The 16,575-nt window shown below is 44.7% G+C and carries 15 protein-coding genes; 9 read left to right on the top strand and 6 right to left on the bottom strand.

Annotated elements, in window-relative coordinates; translation table 11 throughout:
* Nucleotides 1-15 precede the first annotated feature (15 nt).
* Both ICN28_RS07470 and ICN28_RS07465 read left to right on the top strand, forming a co-directional pair.
* On the top strand, nt 16-1,518 hold the full coding sequence (locus ICN28_RS07470; protein WP_216287484.1) for a tripartite tricarboxylate transporter permease: 1,503 nt from the start codon (nt 16-18) through the stop codon (nt 1,516-1,518).
* Nucleotides 1,519-1,533: 15 nt separating this feature from the next.
* A complete protein-coding gene (locus ICN28_RS07465; RefSeq protein ID WP_216287482.1) occupies nt 1,534-3,315 on the top strand; it encodes a glutamine--tRNA ligase/YqeY domain fusion protein in 1,782 nt (593 codons plus the stop codon).
* Here ICN28_RS07465 and ICN28_RS07460 read toward each other — a convergent pair.
* Nucleotides 3,296-4,183, bottom strand: a complete 888-nt coding sequence (locus tag ICN28_RS07460) for an SDR family oxidoreductase (protein ID WP_216287480.1) — start codon at nt 4,181-4,183, stop codon at nt 3,296-3,298. The genes ICN28_RS07465 and ICN28_RS07460 overlap by 20 nt on opposite strands.
* Nucleotides 4,184-4,218: 35 nt before the next feature.
* Between ICN28_RS07460 and ICN28_RS07455 the strand changes: the two genes are divergently transcribed.
* Together ICN28_RS07455 and ICN28_RS07450 are read left to right on the top strand one after the other, a co-directional pair.
* Entirely contained in the window at nt 4,219-5,283 is a 1,065-nt protein-coding gene (locus ICN28_RS07455; protein ID WP_216287478.1) for a 2Fe-2S iron-sulfur cluster-binding protein, read from the top strand.
* A gap of 24 nt (nt 5,284-5,307) precedes the next feature.
* Nucleotides 5,308-6,504: an acetylornithine transaminase gene (locus ICN28_RS07450; protein ID WP_216287476.1), complete on the top strand. Its 1,197-nt coding sequence runs from the start codon at nt 5,308-5,310 to the stop codon at nt 6,502-6,504.
* Nucleotides 6,505-6,575: 71 nt separating this feature from the next.
* Here the strand turns inward: ICN28_RS07450 and ispH are convergent, their stop codons facing one another.
* On the bottom strand, nt 6,576-7,547 hold the full coding sequence (ispH, locus tag ICN28_RS07445; protein ID WP_216287474.1) for a 4-hydroxy-3-methylbut-2-enyl diphosphate reductase: 972 nt from the start codon (nt 7,545-7,547) through the stop codon (nt 6,576-6,578).
* 3 nt (nt 7,548-7,550) lie between these two features.
* On the bottom strand, nt 7,551-8,015 hold the full coding sequence (locus ICN28_RS07440) for a peptidylprolyl isomerase (protein ID WP_216288186.1): 465 nt from the start codon (nt 8,013-8,015) through the stop codon (nt 7,551-7,553).
* On the opposite strand from ICN28_RS07440, the gene radC reads away from it, so the two are divergent.
* From radC to rpmG, 3 genes are all read left to right on the top strand, one after another.
* Nucleotides 7,902-8,732, top strand: a complete 831-nt coding sequence (gene radC / locus ICN28_RS07435) for a DNA repair protein RadC (protein WP_370626482.1) — start codon at nt 7,902-7,904, stop codon at nt 8,730-8,732. The genes ICN28_RS07440 and radC overlap by 114 nt on opposite strands.
* A gap of 145 nt (nt 8,733-8,877) precedes the next feature.
* Nucleotides 8,878-9,111 (top strand): 50S ribosomal protein L28, encoded by a 234-nt coding sequence (gene rpmB / locus ICN28_RS07430; protein ID WP_216287469.1) that lies wholly within the window; start codon nt 8,878-8,880, stop codon nt 9,109-9,111.
* Between the two features lie 11 nt (nt 9,112-9,122).
* Nucleotides 9,123-9,290 (top strand): 50S ribosomal protein L33, encoded by a 168-nt coding sequence (rpmG, locus tag ICN28_RS07425; protein WP_088813097.1) that lies wholly within the window; start codon nt 9,123-9,125, stop codon nt 9,288-9,290.
* 99 nt (nt 9,291-9,389) lie between these two features.
* Here the strand turns inward: rpmG and ICN28_RS07420 are convergent, their stop codons facing one another.
* The 3 genes from ICN28_RS07420 to purN form a co-directional block, all read right to left on the bottom strand.
* A complete protein-coding gene (locus ICN28_RS07420) occupies nt 9,390-10,589 on the bottom strand; it encodes a fatty acid desaturase (RefSeq protein WP_216287468.1) in 1,200 nt (399 codons plus the stop codon).
* A gap of 147 nt (nt 10,590-10,736) precedes the next feature.
* Nucleotides 10,737-12,098, bottom strand: coding sequence for an RsmB/NOP family class I SAM-dependent RNA methyltransferase (locus ICN28_RS07415; protein ID WP_216287467.1), 1,362 nt, complete (start codon nt 12,096-12,098; stop codon nt 10,737-10,739).
* Nucleotides 12,099-12,102: 4 nt separating this feature from the next.
* Nucleotides 12,103-12,741 carry a phosphoribosylglycinamide formyltransferase gene (gene purN, locus ICN28_RS07410; RefSeq protein WP_216287466.1) on the bottom strand — a complete coding sequence of 213 codons (639 nt, stop codon included), beginning with the start codon at nt 12,739-12,741 and terminating at the stop codon, nt 12,103-12,105.
* Between the two features lie 27 nt (nt 12,742-12,768).
* Here purN and ICN28_RS07405 point away from each other — a divergent pair, with 27 nt between their 5' ends.
* Nucleotides 12,769-13,719 (top strand): bifunctional riboflavin kinase/FAD synthetase, encoded by a 951-nt coding sequence (locus tag ICN28_RS07405; RefSeq protein WP_216287465.1) that lies wholly within the window; start codon nt 12,769-12,771, stop codon nt 13,717-13,719.
* Nucleotides 13,712-16,573: an isoleucine--tRNA ligase gene (gene ileS / locus ICN28_RS07400; RefSeq protein WP_216287464.1), complete on the top strand. Its 2,862-nt coding sequence runs from the start codon at nt 13,712-13,714 to the stop codon at nt 16,571-16,573. Before ICN28_RS07405 ends, ileS begins: the two co-directional genes overlap by 8 nt.
* Nucleotides 16,574-16,575: the final 2 nt, after the last annotated feature.

Raw genomic sequence — 16,575 nt, 5'->3', positions numbered from 1 at the left:
CCTAGGAGTATTGAAATGGAATTACTAGATAATTTAGCCCTAGGCTTTAGCACTGCTTTAACCTATCAAAATCTACTTTACTGTTTAATTGGCTGCATATTAGGTACGCTGATTGGCGTTCTACCAGGCCTTGGCCCTATCGCGACGATTGCGATGCTTTTGCCTGCCACATACGCATTGCCACCTGTAGCCGCCCTCATTATGTTGGCAGGTATTTACTACGGTGCTCAATACGGTGGATCTACAACCGCCATCCTAGTTAATATTCCTGGCGAATCGGCATCCGTTGTGACCGCTATTGATGGTTATCAGATGGCTAGGCGCGGTCGTGCTGGTGTAGCTTTATTTACAGCAGGTTTCGGCTCATTCTTTGCTGGCTGCGTTGCCACATTAGTTTTGGCAGCTTTTGCTGTACCCCTATCTGAATTAGCTTTCAAATTTGGTCCCGCAGAATACTTTTCACTGATGGTTCTTGGCCTGATTGGTGCAGTTGTTTTGGCATCAGGTTCATTGATTAAAGCGATTGCTATGATTGTTTTAGGTTTGTTATTGGGCCTCGTTGGAACAGACGTTAACTCCGGTACAGCACGTTACTCATTTGATATTCCACAAATGACTGATGGTATTGGTTTCGTTGCTGTGGCAATGGGCATGTTTGGCTTTGCTGAAATCATGAACAACCTTTCACAAAAAGAAGCGCGCGAGACTTTCTTAGATAAAGTCACAAATTTGTGGCCCAACAAAACTGACTTCAAGCGCATGATGCCTTCTATTTTGCGCGGCACAACTATCGGGTCAATATTGGGTGTTCTTCCAGGTGGCGGCGCGCCTCTTGCAGCCTTCTCAGCCTACTCTCTAGAAAAGAAAACTTCTAAGTACAGCGCTGAGTTTGGTAAAGGTGCGATTGAAGGTGTTGCCGGTCCGGAATCTGCCAACAATGCAGCATCACAAACATCTTTCATTCCTTTGTTAACTCTTGGTATCCCACCTAATGCTGTGATGGCATTGATGGTTGGCGCGATGACCATTCATAACATTCAACCTGGTCCACAGGTCATGTCATCTAATCCTGCTCTTTTCTGGGGATTGATTGCCTCAATGTGGATTGGTAACTTGATGTTAATCATCTTGAACCTTCCGCTGATTGGCGTTTGGGTGAAGCTATTAACAATCCCATACAAACATCTCTATCCAGCAATCTTAGTATTTTGTTGTATTGGCGTTTATACAGTCAACAACACAACCTTTGATATCTATTTAACAGTGTTATTTGGCATTCTTGGCTACCTATTTACCAAGCTTGGTTGCGAGGCGGCACCTCTTCTCTTGGGCTTTGTATTAGGTCCTATGATGGAAGAATATTTCCGTCGTGCCATGCTCCTTTCCAGAGGCGACTACACGGTGTTCTTCTCACGCCCTCTATCCCTAGGCTTGTTAATTGCTGCTGCATTATTGGTTCTTATTGTGATGCTTCCGGCGGTTAAGAAAACACGAGAAGAAGCTTTCGTCGAAGAATAAATCTACAATACGGGTATGTCTGAAAAGAAGAACCCAAATCCTTCAAAATTCGAGACCCTAGAGGTCTCGAATTTTTTGCGCCAAATCATTGATGCTGACTTAGCCAGCGGTAAGCATGCCCAGCGACAAGATCAAGCTGGTCAGGTACTGCCAAGCGTGATCACCCGCTTTCCGCCTGAGCCTAATGGTTATCTCCATATTGGCCACGCAAAAAGTATCTGCTTAAATTTTGGCTTAGCCAAAGACTATGGCCATGCTCCTAATGGTGCTCGCTGCCATTTGCGTTTTGATGACACCAACCCTAGCAAAGAAGAAACAGAATATGTGGATAGCATCATTGATGCAGTCCATTGGCTTGGCTTTGACTGGGCTCAGGATGGGGTAACCCACCAACACTACGCTAGCGACTACTTTGACCAGTTATATGCCTTTGCTGAGACCTTGATTGAAGGGGGCAAAGCCTATATTGATAGCCAGTCAGCTGATGAAATCCATAAAAATCGTGGCAACTTTGGTCAACTAGGCACCAATAGCCCATTCAGAAATCGCAGTAGCACTGAGAATCTTGAATTATTTAGAGACATGAAGTCTGGAAAATATCCAGATGGCGCCCACGTTTTAAGACTCAAAATTGATATGTCGCACCCTAATATCGTGATGCGCGACCCGGTGATTTATCGAATTCGTCACGCCCATCACCATAGAACAGGTGATAAGTGGTGCATCTACCCTCTTTATGACTTCACGCACTGTATTTCCGATGCGATTGAAAACATCACGCATTCAATCTGTACGCTCGAATTTGAAAACAATCGCCCTCTCTACGACTGGGTTCTAAATGCCCTCAAAGAGGCAGGTGTTTTCAAAGATCCGCTACCCAAACAATATGAGTTTGCACGCTTAAATCTGACCTACGCGATCACAAGCAAACGTAAATTACTGCAATTGGTAGAAGAGAAGCGCGTTGACGGCTGGGATGATCCGCGCATGCCAACCATTGTAGGTATCCGACGCCGCGGCTTCACACCTGAAAGTATCCGCTTGTTCTGTGAGCGAATTGGTGTTTCTAAAGCGGATAGTTGGATCGATATGTCCGTTTTAGAGCAGGCACTGCGCGATGATCTAGATGCGAAAGCTGAGAGAGCCTTTGCCGTACTTAAGCCACTCAAGTTAATCTTAGATAACTTTGATGATCAAGCGGAAGAGGCATGCTCAGCGCCCAAGCACCCTCACCATGAAGATTGGGGTCGTCGAGAATTCACCCTCAGCAAAGAGTTGTGGATTGAAGAAGATGATTTCATGGCAGAACCTATTAAAGGATTCTTTAGGCTATATCCACCAAAGGATGGTCAACCTGGCAGCCGCGTGCGCTTACGCCATGGTTTTGTCATTGAGTGCACTGGCTACGACACAGATGCCCAAGGCAAGATTACTGCTGTTCATGCGCAATACTTCCCTGATAGCAAGAGCGGTACGCCCGAATCCAATAACTACAAAGTTAAAGGTAATCTTCACTGGGTGAATGCCAAAAATGCTATCAAGGCAGAAGTGCGCATTTACGATCGTTTATTTACAGATCCGCACCCTGATAGTGGTGATAAAAACTTCTTAGATGCTATGAATCCAAACTCTAAAGAAGTTATCACCGCCTATTTGGAAGCGGGACTGGGTCATATCCCAGCAGAACAACGTTTCCAGTTTGAGCGTCACGGTTACTTTGTAGCGGATCGCATTGATCATAGTGATCAAACACCCGTTTTCAATTTCTGCGTTGGCCTTAAAGATAACTGGAAGTAGAACTCAGAAAGCTCTCAACCGTGGGGTACTGAAGGCGGAAACGTAACTCATCTAAACGATGATTCTGAATACGTCTTGATTCACTCATGAATGACAGCAACATAGGGTCGACAATTTTTGCCAAATCCACTCTTTTTAATCTTGGTGGTTTGGTAAGACTGAAAGTCTGGGCAACCAAGTCAAAGTAGTCGCCCATCTTCATTTGGCTATCATCGCAAGCATTGATTAAGCGTTGTGCTGGCGCTCTGTTCATTGCATAAACAATCAACCTTGCCAGATCATCTGCATGGATATGGTTGGTATAGACATCTTCTTCAGCAGACAAAGCAGGAGATTGTTTTTTTAAACGCTCAATCGGTAGACGATCACCGGCATAAATGCCAGGAACCCGCAGGATGCTGGTTTTAACCCCTTCAGAGAGGCCCCAAGAACGGATTTGAGCCTCAGCAGAGACTCTTCGTATAGCCCGGGCACTAGTAGGGTTAGTTGGACGTGTTTCATCAATAACGTCACCACCACAGTCCCCATAGACCCCTGTCGTACTAATATATGTCAGTTGCCTGATAAATCCCCTGTGCTGGGCTAAAATCCTGAGTAAGTTGCGCGTTCGTGTGTCTACTTGGCCCTGATTAGGTGGGGGTGCCAAATGGATGACTTGCTGAGCCAGCTGCGATAAACGCCATAAGGTAGTAGGTTGGTCTAAATTTCCATGGATTGGAATAGCACCTGCTTCTCTTAATGAGTTAACCCTATCCAAAGATGACGTCAGGGCAAATACCCGATACCGATTCTTTAAAAGAGATAGCAATCGCAGGCCCACGTCGCCGCAGCCAATGATTAATATTCTAGGTTTACCGAAACGTTGCATGTGCTCAATCGTAATGCTTTAAAAAAGGAAAGTCAGTGTCTTATCAAATTACCATTAAAAATAGTGGAAAAACATTTACCGCTAACAGCGATGAAACAGTTTTAGAGGCTGCTCTGAAACAAGGCATTAATTTACCTTATGGCTGCAAAAACGGTGCTTGCGGCTCATGCAAAGGAAAAGTTGAATCAGGCCAAGTGACACATGGCAACCACAGTGAAAAAGCCCTACCCCCTGAAGAAGCATTCAATGGTGCCGCTCTATTTTGCTGCGCCAAAGCTCAATCTGACTGTGTGATTGATGTTAAAGAAGTTGAAGGCGCAGGCGATATTGCCATCAAAAAGGTTCCTTGCCGCGTGAGTAGCTTAGATCGAGTAACAGATGATGTGGTGATTGTGAAGCTACAACTACCAGCTACTGAAAAGTTTCAGTTCCTAGCGGGGCAATATATCGAATTCCTTCTTAAAGATAAGCGTCGCGCTTACTCTTTGGCAAGCGCCCCTCATGAAGAAGGCCCGATTGAGTTACACATCCGACACATGCCAGGCGGTTCATTTACCGATTTTGTATTTGGCACAGCAGAATCAGGCACGATGATGAAAGAAAAAGACATCTTGCGCTTTGAAGGTCCGCTCGGCAGCTTTATTTTGCGTGACTCAGAAAAGCCCATCATTTTTATTGCATCTGGTACCGGGTTTGCTCCGATTAGAGGCATGATTGAACACATGCGTCACGAGGGCATTCAACGTCCGATGAAGCTTTACTGGGGTGGTCGTCGTCCAAAAGATTTTTATCGCCATGAGCTCTGCTTATCTTGGGCAAAAGAGATCCCAGGATTTGAATACATCCCTGTCGCATCCGATGCCTTACCAGAAGATAACTGGACAGGAAGAACTGGTTTTGTTCATCAAGCAGCGATGGCAGATAATCCTGACATGTCTGGCTATCAGGTTTACGCTTGTGGTGCGCCGATTGTTGTTGAATCAGCAAAGAACGATTTCGTTGCAAAATGCCAATTACCAGACGATGAGTTTTATGCCGATGCATTTACATCTGCAGCAGATTTAGCTAAAAAAGCAGCTCTTAGTACAACTGCCTCTTAATCAATAAAGGTTTTCTAGATAACTATGAACACAACAGCTCAAAGCAAAATTGATACTCACTCAGTGATGTACATCACTAAGCGACCAGAAATTATGTTTGTTGAAGGTCATGGGTCATGGTTAGTTGATGACCATGGCAAAAAGTATCTTGATTTCTTGCAAGGTTGGGCTGTTAACTGCTTAGGTCACTCCAACCCCGGCATCATTGAAGCGCTTGACGCCCAGGCTAGAAAAGTAATTAATCCAAGCCCTGCTTTTTACAATCAACCCATGATTGAGTTAGCTAACTTGCTAACCAGTCACAGCTGCTTTAATAAAGTTTTCTTTGCTAACAGCGGCGCTGAAGCGAATGAAGGCGCTATCAAATTAGCGCGCAAGTGGGGCAAGCTGCATAAAAATCACGCTTACGAAATCATCACGTTTAATCACAGCTTCCACGGCAGAACCTTAGCTACTATGAGTGCTTCTGGCAAAGAAGGTTGGGATACGATGTTTGCACCGCAAGTACCTGGCTTTCCTAAAGCAGAATTGAATGATCTTGCCTCAGTTGAGAAACTGATCACTGATAAAACCGTTGCCGTTATGCTTGAACCGGTTCAAGGTGAAGGCGGCGTGATCCCAGCTAGCCATGAATTTATGCGTGACCTCAGAGCTCTTACCAAGAAAAACAATATCCTATTAATTGTTGATGAAGTTCAAGCCGGATGTGGTCGAACAGGAAAGTTATTTGCTCACCAACTTTATGACATCACGCCCGACATCATGACACTTGGCAAAGGCATTGGGGGCGGTGTCCCTTTGGCAGCCTTGTTAGCAACTGATGAAGTAGCTTGTTTTGAACCCGGCGATCAGGGCGGCACCTATAACGGTAATCCATTAATGACCGCAGTTGGTTGCAGTGTTATCAACCAATTGATAGCACCTGGATTTTTAGAAGAAGTTCAAGCCAAGGGTGCTTACTTGAGAGAGTTATTACTCAAACTAAGTTATGAGCTAGGTCTGGATGGCGAACGCGGTGAAGGCTTATTAAGAGCCCTCAAACTCAAAAGTGATATTGGCCCAGAGATTGTTGAGCGCGCTCGCAATCTTGAGCCTATTGGATTACTCCTTAATTCACCTCGCCCTAACCTATTGCGCTTCATGCCTGCATTGAACATTAGTCGTGAAGAGCTAAAGCAAATGGTTGATATGCTGAAAGAAATTATTCAATCAATTAAATAAGCTTCAATCGATCAGTAATAAAAAAACGCCTCAACTAACAAAAGTGAGGCGTTTTTTATGAGCCATACATCTTAAGATAAGCCTTTAGGCAATGGGAATGCTGTGTTCTCAATAATGCCGTCAAGCACTCGTACGTTTCGCGGCCCCATTTCTTTTATACGTTCAATGATGGATTGCGCCAAACTTTCAGGGGCTGATGCACCTGCCGTTAATCCAATACGTTTTTTATTAAGAAACCATTCCGGTTCGAGCTGGCTGGGATGATCCACCATGTAGGAAACAACCCCCAACTTTTCAGACAATTCTCTCAAGCGATTAGAGTTAGAGCTATTAGGGCTCCCCACCACAATCACTAGATCAACTTGTGGTGCCATAAATTTAACTGCGTCTTGGCGATTTTGGGTAGCGTAGCAAATGTCTTGTTTTTTAGGTTGAGCGATATCTGGAAATTTCTTCTTTAAAGCATCAACAATTTCCTTGGTCTCATCAACCGATAACGTTGTTTGAGTCACATAGGCAACTTTACTTGTTGCCGGCAATGCAAGTAACTCAACATCCTGAACGTTTTCCACGAGTTCGATGCCATCTGGTGCCTGGCCCATGGTGCCCTCAACTTCAGGATGACCTCGATGACCAATCATGATGATATGCAGACCTTCTCTGCGCATTTTGCTCACTTCAACATGCACCTTCGTAACCAAAGGACAAGTTGCGTCAAATATTTTCAAACCGCGCTCTTCTGCCTCTTGCCTCACTGCAGGAGCTACTCCATGAGCGCTAAAAATAACGGTATTACCTGGGGGTACTTCACTCAAGTCATCAATGAAGACCGCACCTCTAGCACGCAGATCATTGACAACATAGGCGTTATGCACAATTTCATGACGCACATAAATAGGCGCCCCAAATTTCTGCAAAGCTTGTTCAACAATCGTAATTGCTCGATCAACCCCTGCACAAAATCCTCTCGGTTGAGCCAAGAGAATTTCACTAGCAGCGCTATCGCTGCCAACGTGATTCAGGGATTGATCCGTAGGATTCATTTATTAAAGAATGCCTATGATTTCAACTTCAAACTGAATTGTTTTTCCAGCCAATGGATGATTGAAATCAAACATGGCCGAATCTTCATTAATAGACACCAATGTGCCAGAATACTTTGCGCCATTAGGCGCATTGAACTCAATCATATCGCCAGGCAAATACTCTTCTTCTGGCGAACTATTTTCTTTCAATGTTGCCAAAGAAATCTCTCTGATCAAATCTGGATTCTTTACGCCAAATGCAGCCTCAGGCTCCAACGTGAAAGTTTTTCTTTCGCCATCAGCCATACCAATCATGACCTCTTCCAAACTCGGAGAGAACTGTCCTGTGCCCATCATCAAAGTCGCGGGCTTATCCTCAAAAGTATTGATCAAATCACCGCCCTCAGGAAGGATGATCCGATAGTTCAGAGTCAAGAAAGATGTTGCGGTAACTACGGCACCGCCGGCCACATTTGTATTCGTCATCATGCCATTTTAACTACCCTTGAGAAATCTGTTCAAACAATAAAAAATGAAGCCACAGAAGGACCTCGTCCTAGGGAGAAGCTGCTTTCTAGCGGGCCAGACAACATGACTGACGCTGAACTACTCGCTATTCTTCTAAGAACCGGTAGCCAGGGTGAAAACTCTCTAAACTTATCCAGGCGCCTTCTGAATGAATTTGGCTCGATCAGCGCCCTCTTGAATGCCAGCTACAAAGATTTACATCCGTTTAAAGGAATTGGTGTGGCCAAGTGGTCTCAACTCAAGGTGATCTATGAATTGGTTCAAAGAAGCTTTCTAGAAAAATTACAGCAACAGAATGTTTTATCTTCTACAGGTTTAGTAAAAAACTACCTAATTTCTTTAATTGGTCACAAAGAACATGAGGTTTTTGTCTGCCTCTATCTTGATAACCATCTCCGCTTAATTAGTTGTCACGAGATATTTAGAGGGTCAATTGATGAAACAACCGTCCACATTAGGGAAATTGCTAAAGAATGTTTACTGAGAAATGCCAGTTATTTAATCATTGCCCACAACCACCCAAGTGGTCACCTAGACCCCAGTGAGGCAGATCTGACTTTAACGCACTCGTTACACAAGGCCCTCCAATTAATTGAAATTCAGTTGCTTGACCACTGCATCGTTGCTAGGCATGGGGCTGTATCCTTAATGGACCTAAAAATAATGCCTAAATAATCATCAAAACGGTAGTGAGCACTAACTTTATTTAATGTTTATTTGAATTATTTTTTGATTTATTAGTAAATAAACACCCAAGAGAGTGGAATACTTTTGAACCACCTGCTACAATCTTTTCTTTTCGCACTTTAAGGAGCGTGTCATGGCGAGAGTATGCCAAGTCACAGGGAAGAAGCCGATGGTCGGCAACAATGTTTCCCACGCAAACAATAAGACTAAACGTCGCTTTTTGCCAAACTTGCAAAATCGTCGTTTTTGGGTTGAATCAGAAAACCGTTGGGTGAGCTTACGCATCGCCAACGCCGGTCTTCGCATGATCGATAAAGTAGGCATTGACGCTGTATTAGCGGATTTGCGTGCTCGCGGTGAAATCTAAGGAGCAGCAAAATGGCTAAAGGTGGACGCGAAAAAATCAAGTTAGAGTCGACAGCTGGTACAGGTCACTTCTACACAACGACAAAAAACAAACGTAACATGCCTGAGAAAATGGAAATCATGAAGTTTGATCCAAAAGCTCGTAAGCACGTTTCATACAAAGAAACAAAGATTAAGTAATTAACCTTTGCTTCAAAAATAAAGCCCGCTTCTAGCGGGCTTTATTTTTTGCTTCTGATTAAGGGCTAACCTCGAATGGAAGTTAGCCGCTTAAGTCACTTAGATCGTATAGCGACGTAGGCGCAATGAGAAGTCTTTAAGACCTGTCATGCCGCTGCTCTCAGCTCTTTGGCACCAAGCTTGTAACTGAGCAGTTAACTGCTCTTTCGTGACGTGTGAACGTTCCCATAATGAAGCAAGTTCACGACGCATCTCAACCATTAACTTGACTGACTTATTGGTCAAAATAAGATTTTCAAGGCGCTGCTTCTCATTAGCCGTTAACTTAGCCTCATCTTTGTATAACCAAAGATGCTGATCACCGTACTGGCTAGCTAATTCACGAACACGCACAACTTCAGCATCAAAGGTCTGGCGCAATGCTTTTGAATAACGCGCCATGACTTCATAACGGTTAGCAATAACTGCCTGCAAAGTCTTTTCTGAAGCCGCAGAAACCTCAGTCAGAATAGGCTTAGGAGGCAATTTCTTCACTGTAGCCAATCCCAATATCTCTAAAGTTCGTATGTAAGCCCAACCAATATCAAACTCGTACCACTTATTGGATAGCTTAGCGCTAGTGGCATAAGTATGATGGTTATTGTGTAACTCTTCGCCACCAATCAAAATGCCCCACGGAAACACATTGGTCGAGGCGTCCACGCAGTCGTAGTTGCGATAACCCCAATAGTGTCCAATACCATTAATAATGCCAGCGGCTGTAATTGGAATCCACAACATCTGAACGGCCCATACAGTAACGCCCAATACGCCAAAAAGAATCACATCAATGATGAGCATCAAGGCAACACCTTGCCACTGATACTTGGAATATAAATTCTTTTCAATCCAGTCATCCGGCGTACCGTGACCAAATTTCTCAATCGTTTCTTTGTTCTTGGCTTCAGCACGATACAACTCCGCACCTCGAGATAAGACTGTCTCGATACCTAGAATCTGCGGGCTATGAGGATCATCGACTGTTTCGCACTTAGCGTGATGCTTGCGATGAATCGCAGCCCACTGTTTAGTTACCATACCAGTGGTTAACCATAACCAGAAGCGGAAAAAATGAGAGGGGATCGCATGCAACTCTAATGCGCGATGAGCCTGGCAACGATGCAAAAAGATCGTCACGCTAGCAATAGTGATGTGGGTCAGCAATAAGGTGATCAATAGCACTTGCCACCATGACCAATTTAAATAGCCATTAGCCAAACCGTTTAAAACAAAATCCCTTGTACTTTCTAACCAAGCCATGCGGCGGTTCCTCTCAATTAACTTAAGAGTCTATTTTAACAAGTATTTGGATTTTTTTAAAAGGAAGTGAAAAAGTCTTGATGAAGATCATGTTTTTTAGAAACAAATTAACGCCAATTAATAAAAATTAGCGTTAATTATCTAAAATTAGGCTTTTCTCTCTAAGATGGCGCCAAAAAAGCCATCCGTGCCGTGAATATGCGGGAATAGCTGCCAGTAACTGGATCCTTCGCTTGCTCCAATTGGCAAATCACCCATCATTGGGAAGCTGCCTTTTAGTACATCTTTAGGATCTTTTAGCTCAAAATTCTCATTTTTAGCTAAAAAAGCCTCGACCACACCTTGGTTTTCTTGCTGAATCAAACTGCAGGTTGCATACACGATGCGACCACCTGGTTTTAACAAGCGAGCCGCTGAGGTCAGAATAGAAAGCTGTTTTTGAGTCAATTCAGCAACACTTTGAGGAGATTGGCGCCACTTTAAGTCTGGATTGCGACGCAAAGTCCCTAAACCGCTACAGGGCGCATCGACTAAGACACGATCAATCTTGCCCGCCAAGCGCTTCACCTTGGCATCATTTTCATTATCAATCCATACTGGATGCACGTTCGACAAGCCACTCTTGGCTAGACGAGGCTTCAAGTTAGCTAAGCGCTTCTCTGACACATCAAAGGCATATAGTCGGCCACTGGATCGCATCATGGCACCAAGGGATAGGGTTTTACCGCCAGCACCAGCACAGAAATCCACCACCATCTCACCACGTTTAGGCTCTAAAAGCATACTTAGTAGCTGACTACCCTCATCTTGAACTTCAACCAACCCTTTTTTGAAGAATTCTTGAGTTTGTAAGGCAGGCTTACCCTTTAAACGCACTCCATTTGGTGCGTAGGGTGTCGGTTCAGCCGTGTAACGGCCACCAAGGTCATTTAAAAGGGCTAGAAGCTCTTCTCGCTGAGCTTTGATGGTGTTGACACGTAAATCCAAAGGCGCAGCCTTGAGCATCGCTTCTGCCAAAGGTAAGCATTCATTTTTAGGAACGGATGAGCCTAACGCACTCCAAATCCATTCAGGCAGATTAACCCGGGTCAATACCGCCAAAGTGTCGCGTTCAATCATGCCAAAACGCTTGAGCCACTCAACCTCATTTGGCTGAACCACAAAGGCCAAGTCCGCTAAGGCGCTCTCGGCGCGATTACCAGTACCTAAACCACTCTCAATCAGAGTGACAAATAGAGCTAACAGGGCTAAGCGACGACCCAAAGGACCTGCCCCACTCTCAGCAAACTGAGAAATCTCCGTCTTACGACGAATAAATGCAAACGACGCCTCAGCAATTAAAGCGCGATCTCGATTACCCAAACGGGGTTGAGAACGGAAATAGCGGCTAACAACCATGTCAGCTGGGTGGGCAAAACGCATTAACTCTGCAATAACAACAGATAGATGCTCAACGTGTTGTGGCAAGGCTTTTGCCCTTGAGGCCACGGCTTTTGAATCAATAGCCATTAATTTACTTATCCTGCGATACGAGTAACTGAGACTCTGGTGGACTAACCAAAACGCGGTTTTGATCAATAGAAATGCGATTATCAATGAACCAGCGCACAGCGCGAGGATAAATGATGTGCTCTTGTTTTAAAACACGCTGCGCCAGGGTGTCCGGAGTGTCCCCAGAAACCACTGGAACAGAGGCCTGAAGGACGATCGGACCATGATCTAGAGCCTCAGTGACAAAGTGGACGGTTGCCCCATGCTCTTGCACACCAGCCTCCAAAGCCTGCTCATGAGTCGCCAAACCTGGGAAAAGCGGCAATAAAGAGGGGTGAATATTGAGTAAGCGACCCTCGTAATGCTGCACAAAGTCGGCCGTCAAGATCCTCATAAACCCAGCCAAAACCACCAAATCAGGCTGATACGTATCAATTAGCTTGATTAATGCGGCATCAAACGCCTGTCGACTTTCGAACTGGCGATGATCCAAAGACTCGGCTGGAATGTTGTGAGACCTAGCAAAATCAAGGCCTCCAGCGTCTGGACGGTTCGAAATAACCGCTGAAATTTTAGCTGGCCAGGCCTCTTTTTGAGCGGCACGAACGATGGCTTCCATATTGGAACCACGTCCTGAAATAAGAATAACAATTGAAGTCATGCCCACCAATATAATTCATACCGTAACGTGAAAGTAATTAGAGGCATCCCTCCTGTCGCAAATTGGACCCCCTGCGCCCTAACCATCGGTAATTTTGATGGCGTGCATCGGGGGCATCAGGCATTGCTCAAAAAATTAGTTGAAACAGCAAAAGAACAAAATATTCCATCTTGCGTGATGACCTTTGAGCCTCACCCTATTGAATACTTTGCCCCAGAAAAAGCTCCTGCAAGAATTTTAAGTTTGCGAGATAAGCTAGAAGCACTTGCTGAAGTGGGTATTGATAAAGTGTGGGTGATTCACTTCAATCAAGACTTTGCCAATCTGAGCCCCGAAGAATTTGTTAAAAATATCTTAGTCGATGGATTGCAAGTGCAATCCATCTTGATCGGCGATGACTTTCACTATGGAGCTAAAAGAGCTGGTAATTTCTCCAGCTTAGTTGAAGCTGGGATCCAGTATGGATTTAGCGTGGCGAGTATGCCCACTCTTGAGGAAAATCAAGTACGCATTTCCAGTTCAGCTACCAGAAGCTCCCTAGCCCAAGGAAACCTCAAGTTAGCTCGCCAATTATTAGGTAGACCCTACATGCTGAGCGGTCACGTGCTCCACGGTCAGAAATTAGGCCGCACCTTGGGCTTCCCTACCTTGAATATCTCTTTGGCTAATAAAACACATCCAAGAAAGCCTGCCGCACAAGGTATTTTTATCGCACAAGTACACGGCTTAAGCGACAATCCATTACCAGCTGTTGCAAGCCTTGGTCAAAGACCTACGGTTGATGATTCAGGAAGATACTTACTAGAAGTTCATATCTTTAATTTCAAACAATTTGTGTACGGAAAATTAGTGCGCATCGAATTGATTGAGAAAATAAGAGATGAAGAAAAATACAACGATTTGGAAACATTACAAAACGCCATCAACCAAGATGCAGCTATAGCAAAAAATTACTTTGAAATAACCGACCATGTCTGAAAATAAAAAAAATTCTTACCCCGTTAACTTACTTGATACCGCATTTCCAATGCGGGGCGATCTACCCAAACGTGAACCACTTTGGGTAAAAGAGTGGCAAGAAAAAAAGATTTACCAAAAAATCAGAGAAGCCAAGGCGGGCAAAAAGAAATTTATTCTTCACGATGGCCCTCCTTATGCCAATGGCGATATTCACATTGGCCATGCTGTTAACAAAATCTTAAAAGATATGATCGTTAAAGCCAAAGGCTTTTCCGGTCATGACGCGCTATATGTCCCAGGCTGGGATTGCCACGGCATGCCGATTGAAATTCAAATTGAAAAACAGTTTGGCAAGCATCTGCCTACTGCAGAAGTTCAAGCAAAGGCACGCGCTTACGCACAAGTTCAAGTCGATAAGCAGAAAAAAGATTTTGAGCGCTTGGGTGTTTTAGGCGATTGGCAAAACCCATACCTCACGATGGATTACAAAAATGAAGCCGATGAAATTCGTGCGCTGGGCAAAATTTTTGAAAAAGGCTATGTCTATAGAGGCTTAAAACCAGTTAACTGGTGTTTTGATTGCGGCTCTGCTTTGGCTGAGGCTGAAGTGGAATACCAAGACAAAGTAGACCTAGCTGTTGATGTGGGATTTGCTTTCCCAGAAGATCAACTCAGCTTGATTGCAAAAGCCTTTGGTTTGAGTAGCTTACCTAAAAATGAAGGCATGGCCGTGATATGGACCACGACACCATGGACCATTCCTTCTAACCAGGCACTCAATGCTCACCCTGAAATTGAATACGCATTGGTTGATACCGCGAGAGGATTACTCATCCTCGCTAAAGATCGCATTGAAGCTTGCTTAAAAGACTATGAACTAGAAGGTCAAGTCATTGGCACTTGCCTGGGTCAGGCGCTGGCGGGCCTAGAGTTCCATCACCCATTAGCTAAAGCAGATAAAGGCTTTGACAGACGATCACCTATTTACTTGGCTGATTACGTCACAATCGATAGCGGTACTGGCTTAGTGCACTGCGCACCAGCTTATGGTGAAGAAGACTTTAAGTCATGCAAATCAAACGGGCTTAAAGATCAAGATATTTTGAACCCCGTGATGGGCGATGGCGTTTACGCTTCTTGGTTGCCTTTGTTTGCAGGCTTGTCCATCTGGAAGGCCAACCCTCAAATTGTTGAGACGCTTCAACAGGCAGGCTCATTGCTTCACTCAGCCAAACTCAATCACTCTTACATGCACTGCTGGAGACATAAAACTCCGGTCGTCTATCGCGCTACAGCGCAATGGTTTGCGAGCATGGATAAAAAACCGCATGAAGGGGCCAGTCTTCGTGAAACAGCTCTAGCCGGTATTGAGACAACTGAATTCTTCCCGGCATGGGGTAAGCAGCGCTTAAGCAGCATGATTGCTAATCGCCCAGATTGGACCCTATCAAGACAACGTCAATGGGGTGTCCCCATGGCCTTTTTGGTACATAAGGAAACGGGTGAGCCTCATCCTCGCACACCTGAGTTACTTGAAAAAGTTGCCGCTCGAGTTGAAAAAGAAGGCATCGAAGCATGGCAAGCCATGGATGTTCAAGAATTGCTTGGCGATGAAGCCGCCATGTATGAAAAAAATAAAGATACCTTGGACGTTTGGTTTGACTCAGGCACAACGCACTGGCACGTGATTCGTGGCTCTCACGCCTCAACCTTATCCGATGCATCTAGAGACAACCCGGAAGGCCGTTGGGCAGATCTTTACCTAGAAGGCTCAGATCAACATCGTGGTTGGTTCCACTCATCACTTTTAACCGGCGCCATGTTAGATGGCAAACCACCTTATAAAGCACTTCTGACACACGGCTTCACGGTCGACGGTCAGGGACGCAAGATGAGTAAATCGATTGGCAATGTGATCGCCCCTCAAGAAGTGGCTGACAAGATGGGCGCTGAAATTATTCGTCTATGGGTTGCATCAACAGATTACTCAGGCGAAATGACCATCTCTGATGAAATTCTGAAGCGCGTTGTTGAAAGCTACCGTCGCATCCGAAATACATTGCGATTCTTATTGGCCAACTTATCTGACTTTGATATCAAACAGCACCATATGGATAGCAAGGATTGGTTAGAGATTGACCAATATGCATTAGCCCTCACTGCTTCTGTTCAAAAAGATTTGATGGCGCATTACGATAAATATGAATTCCATCCAGCGGTATCTCGATTGATGACCTTCTGCTCTGAAGATATGGGTGGATTCTATTTAGACATCCTCAAAGATCGTCTGTATACATTGCCAGCCGATGCAACAGCCAGACGTTCCGCTCAAAATGCTTTATTCCACATCACCCAATCTTTCCTAAGATTGATGGCACCATTCTTGTCATTTACTGCAGAAGAAGCTTGGAAGATCTTTGATCATCAAACCAATAGCAAAGACACCATTTTTACTGAAGAGTTCCATCAACTGCCAAACATTGGCAATGCGGCAGAACTTTTAGTTAAGTGGGATCGCATCCGAGCGATGCGCTCAGACATCACAAAAGCGATTGAGTTTGAACGAGAAGCTGGCAAGGTCGGATCCTCTCTTCAAGCAGAGATCCACATCATTGCACCAAGTGCAGATGCTGCATTACTAGCTTCACTGGGTGAGGATCTGCGCTTCATCACCATCACATCGAGTGCCACCATTGAAGCAAAAGCAGATGCTACAGAATTACAGGTTGTCGTCCGCTCATCTGAACATCAAAAATGCGGTCGCTGCTGGCACTATCGAGATGATGTGGGCCATGATGAGCAACATCCTAGTTTGTGCGGTCGTTGCACCAGCAATCTTTTCGGTAGCGGCGAAACTCGCCACATTGCTTAAAA

Source organism: Polynucleobacter sp. 30F-ANTBAC, assembly GCF_018882385.1.
Classification (GTDB): Bacteria; Pseudomonadota; Gammaproteobacteria; order Burkholderiales; family Burkholderiaceae; genus Polynucleobacter.
Note: the sequence above shows the minus strand (reverse complement) of the source record. Positions and strands in the feature narration are given on the sequence as shown.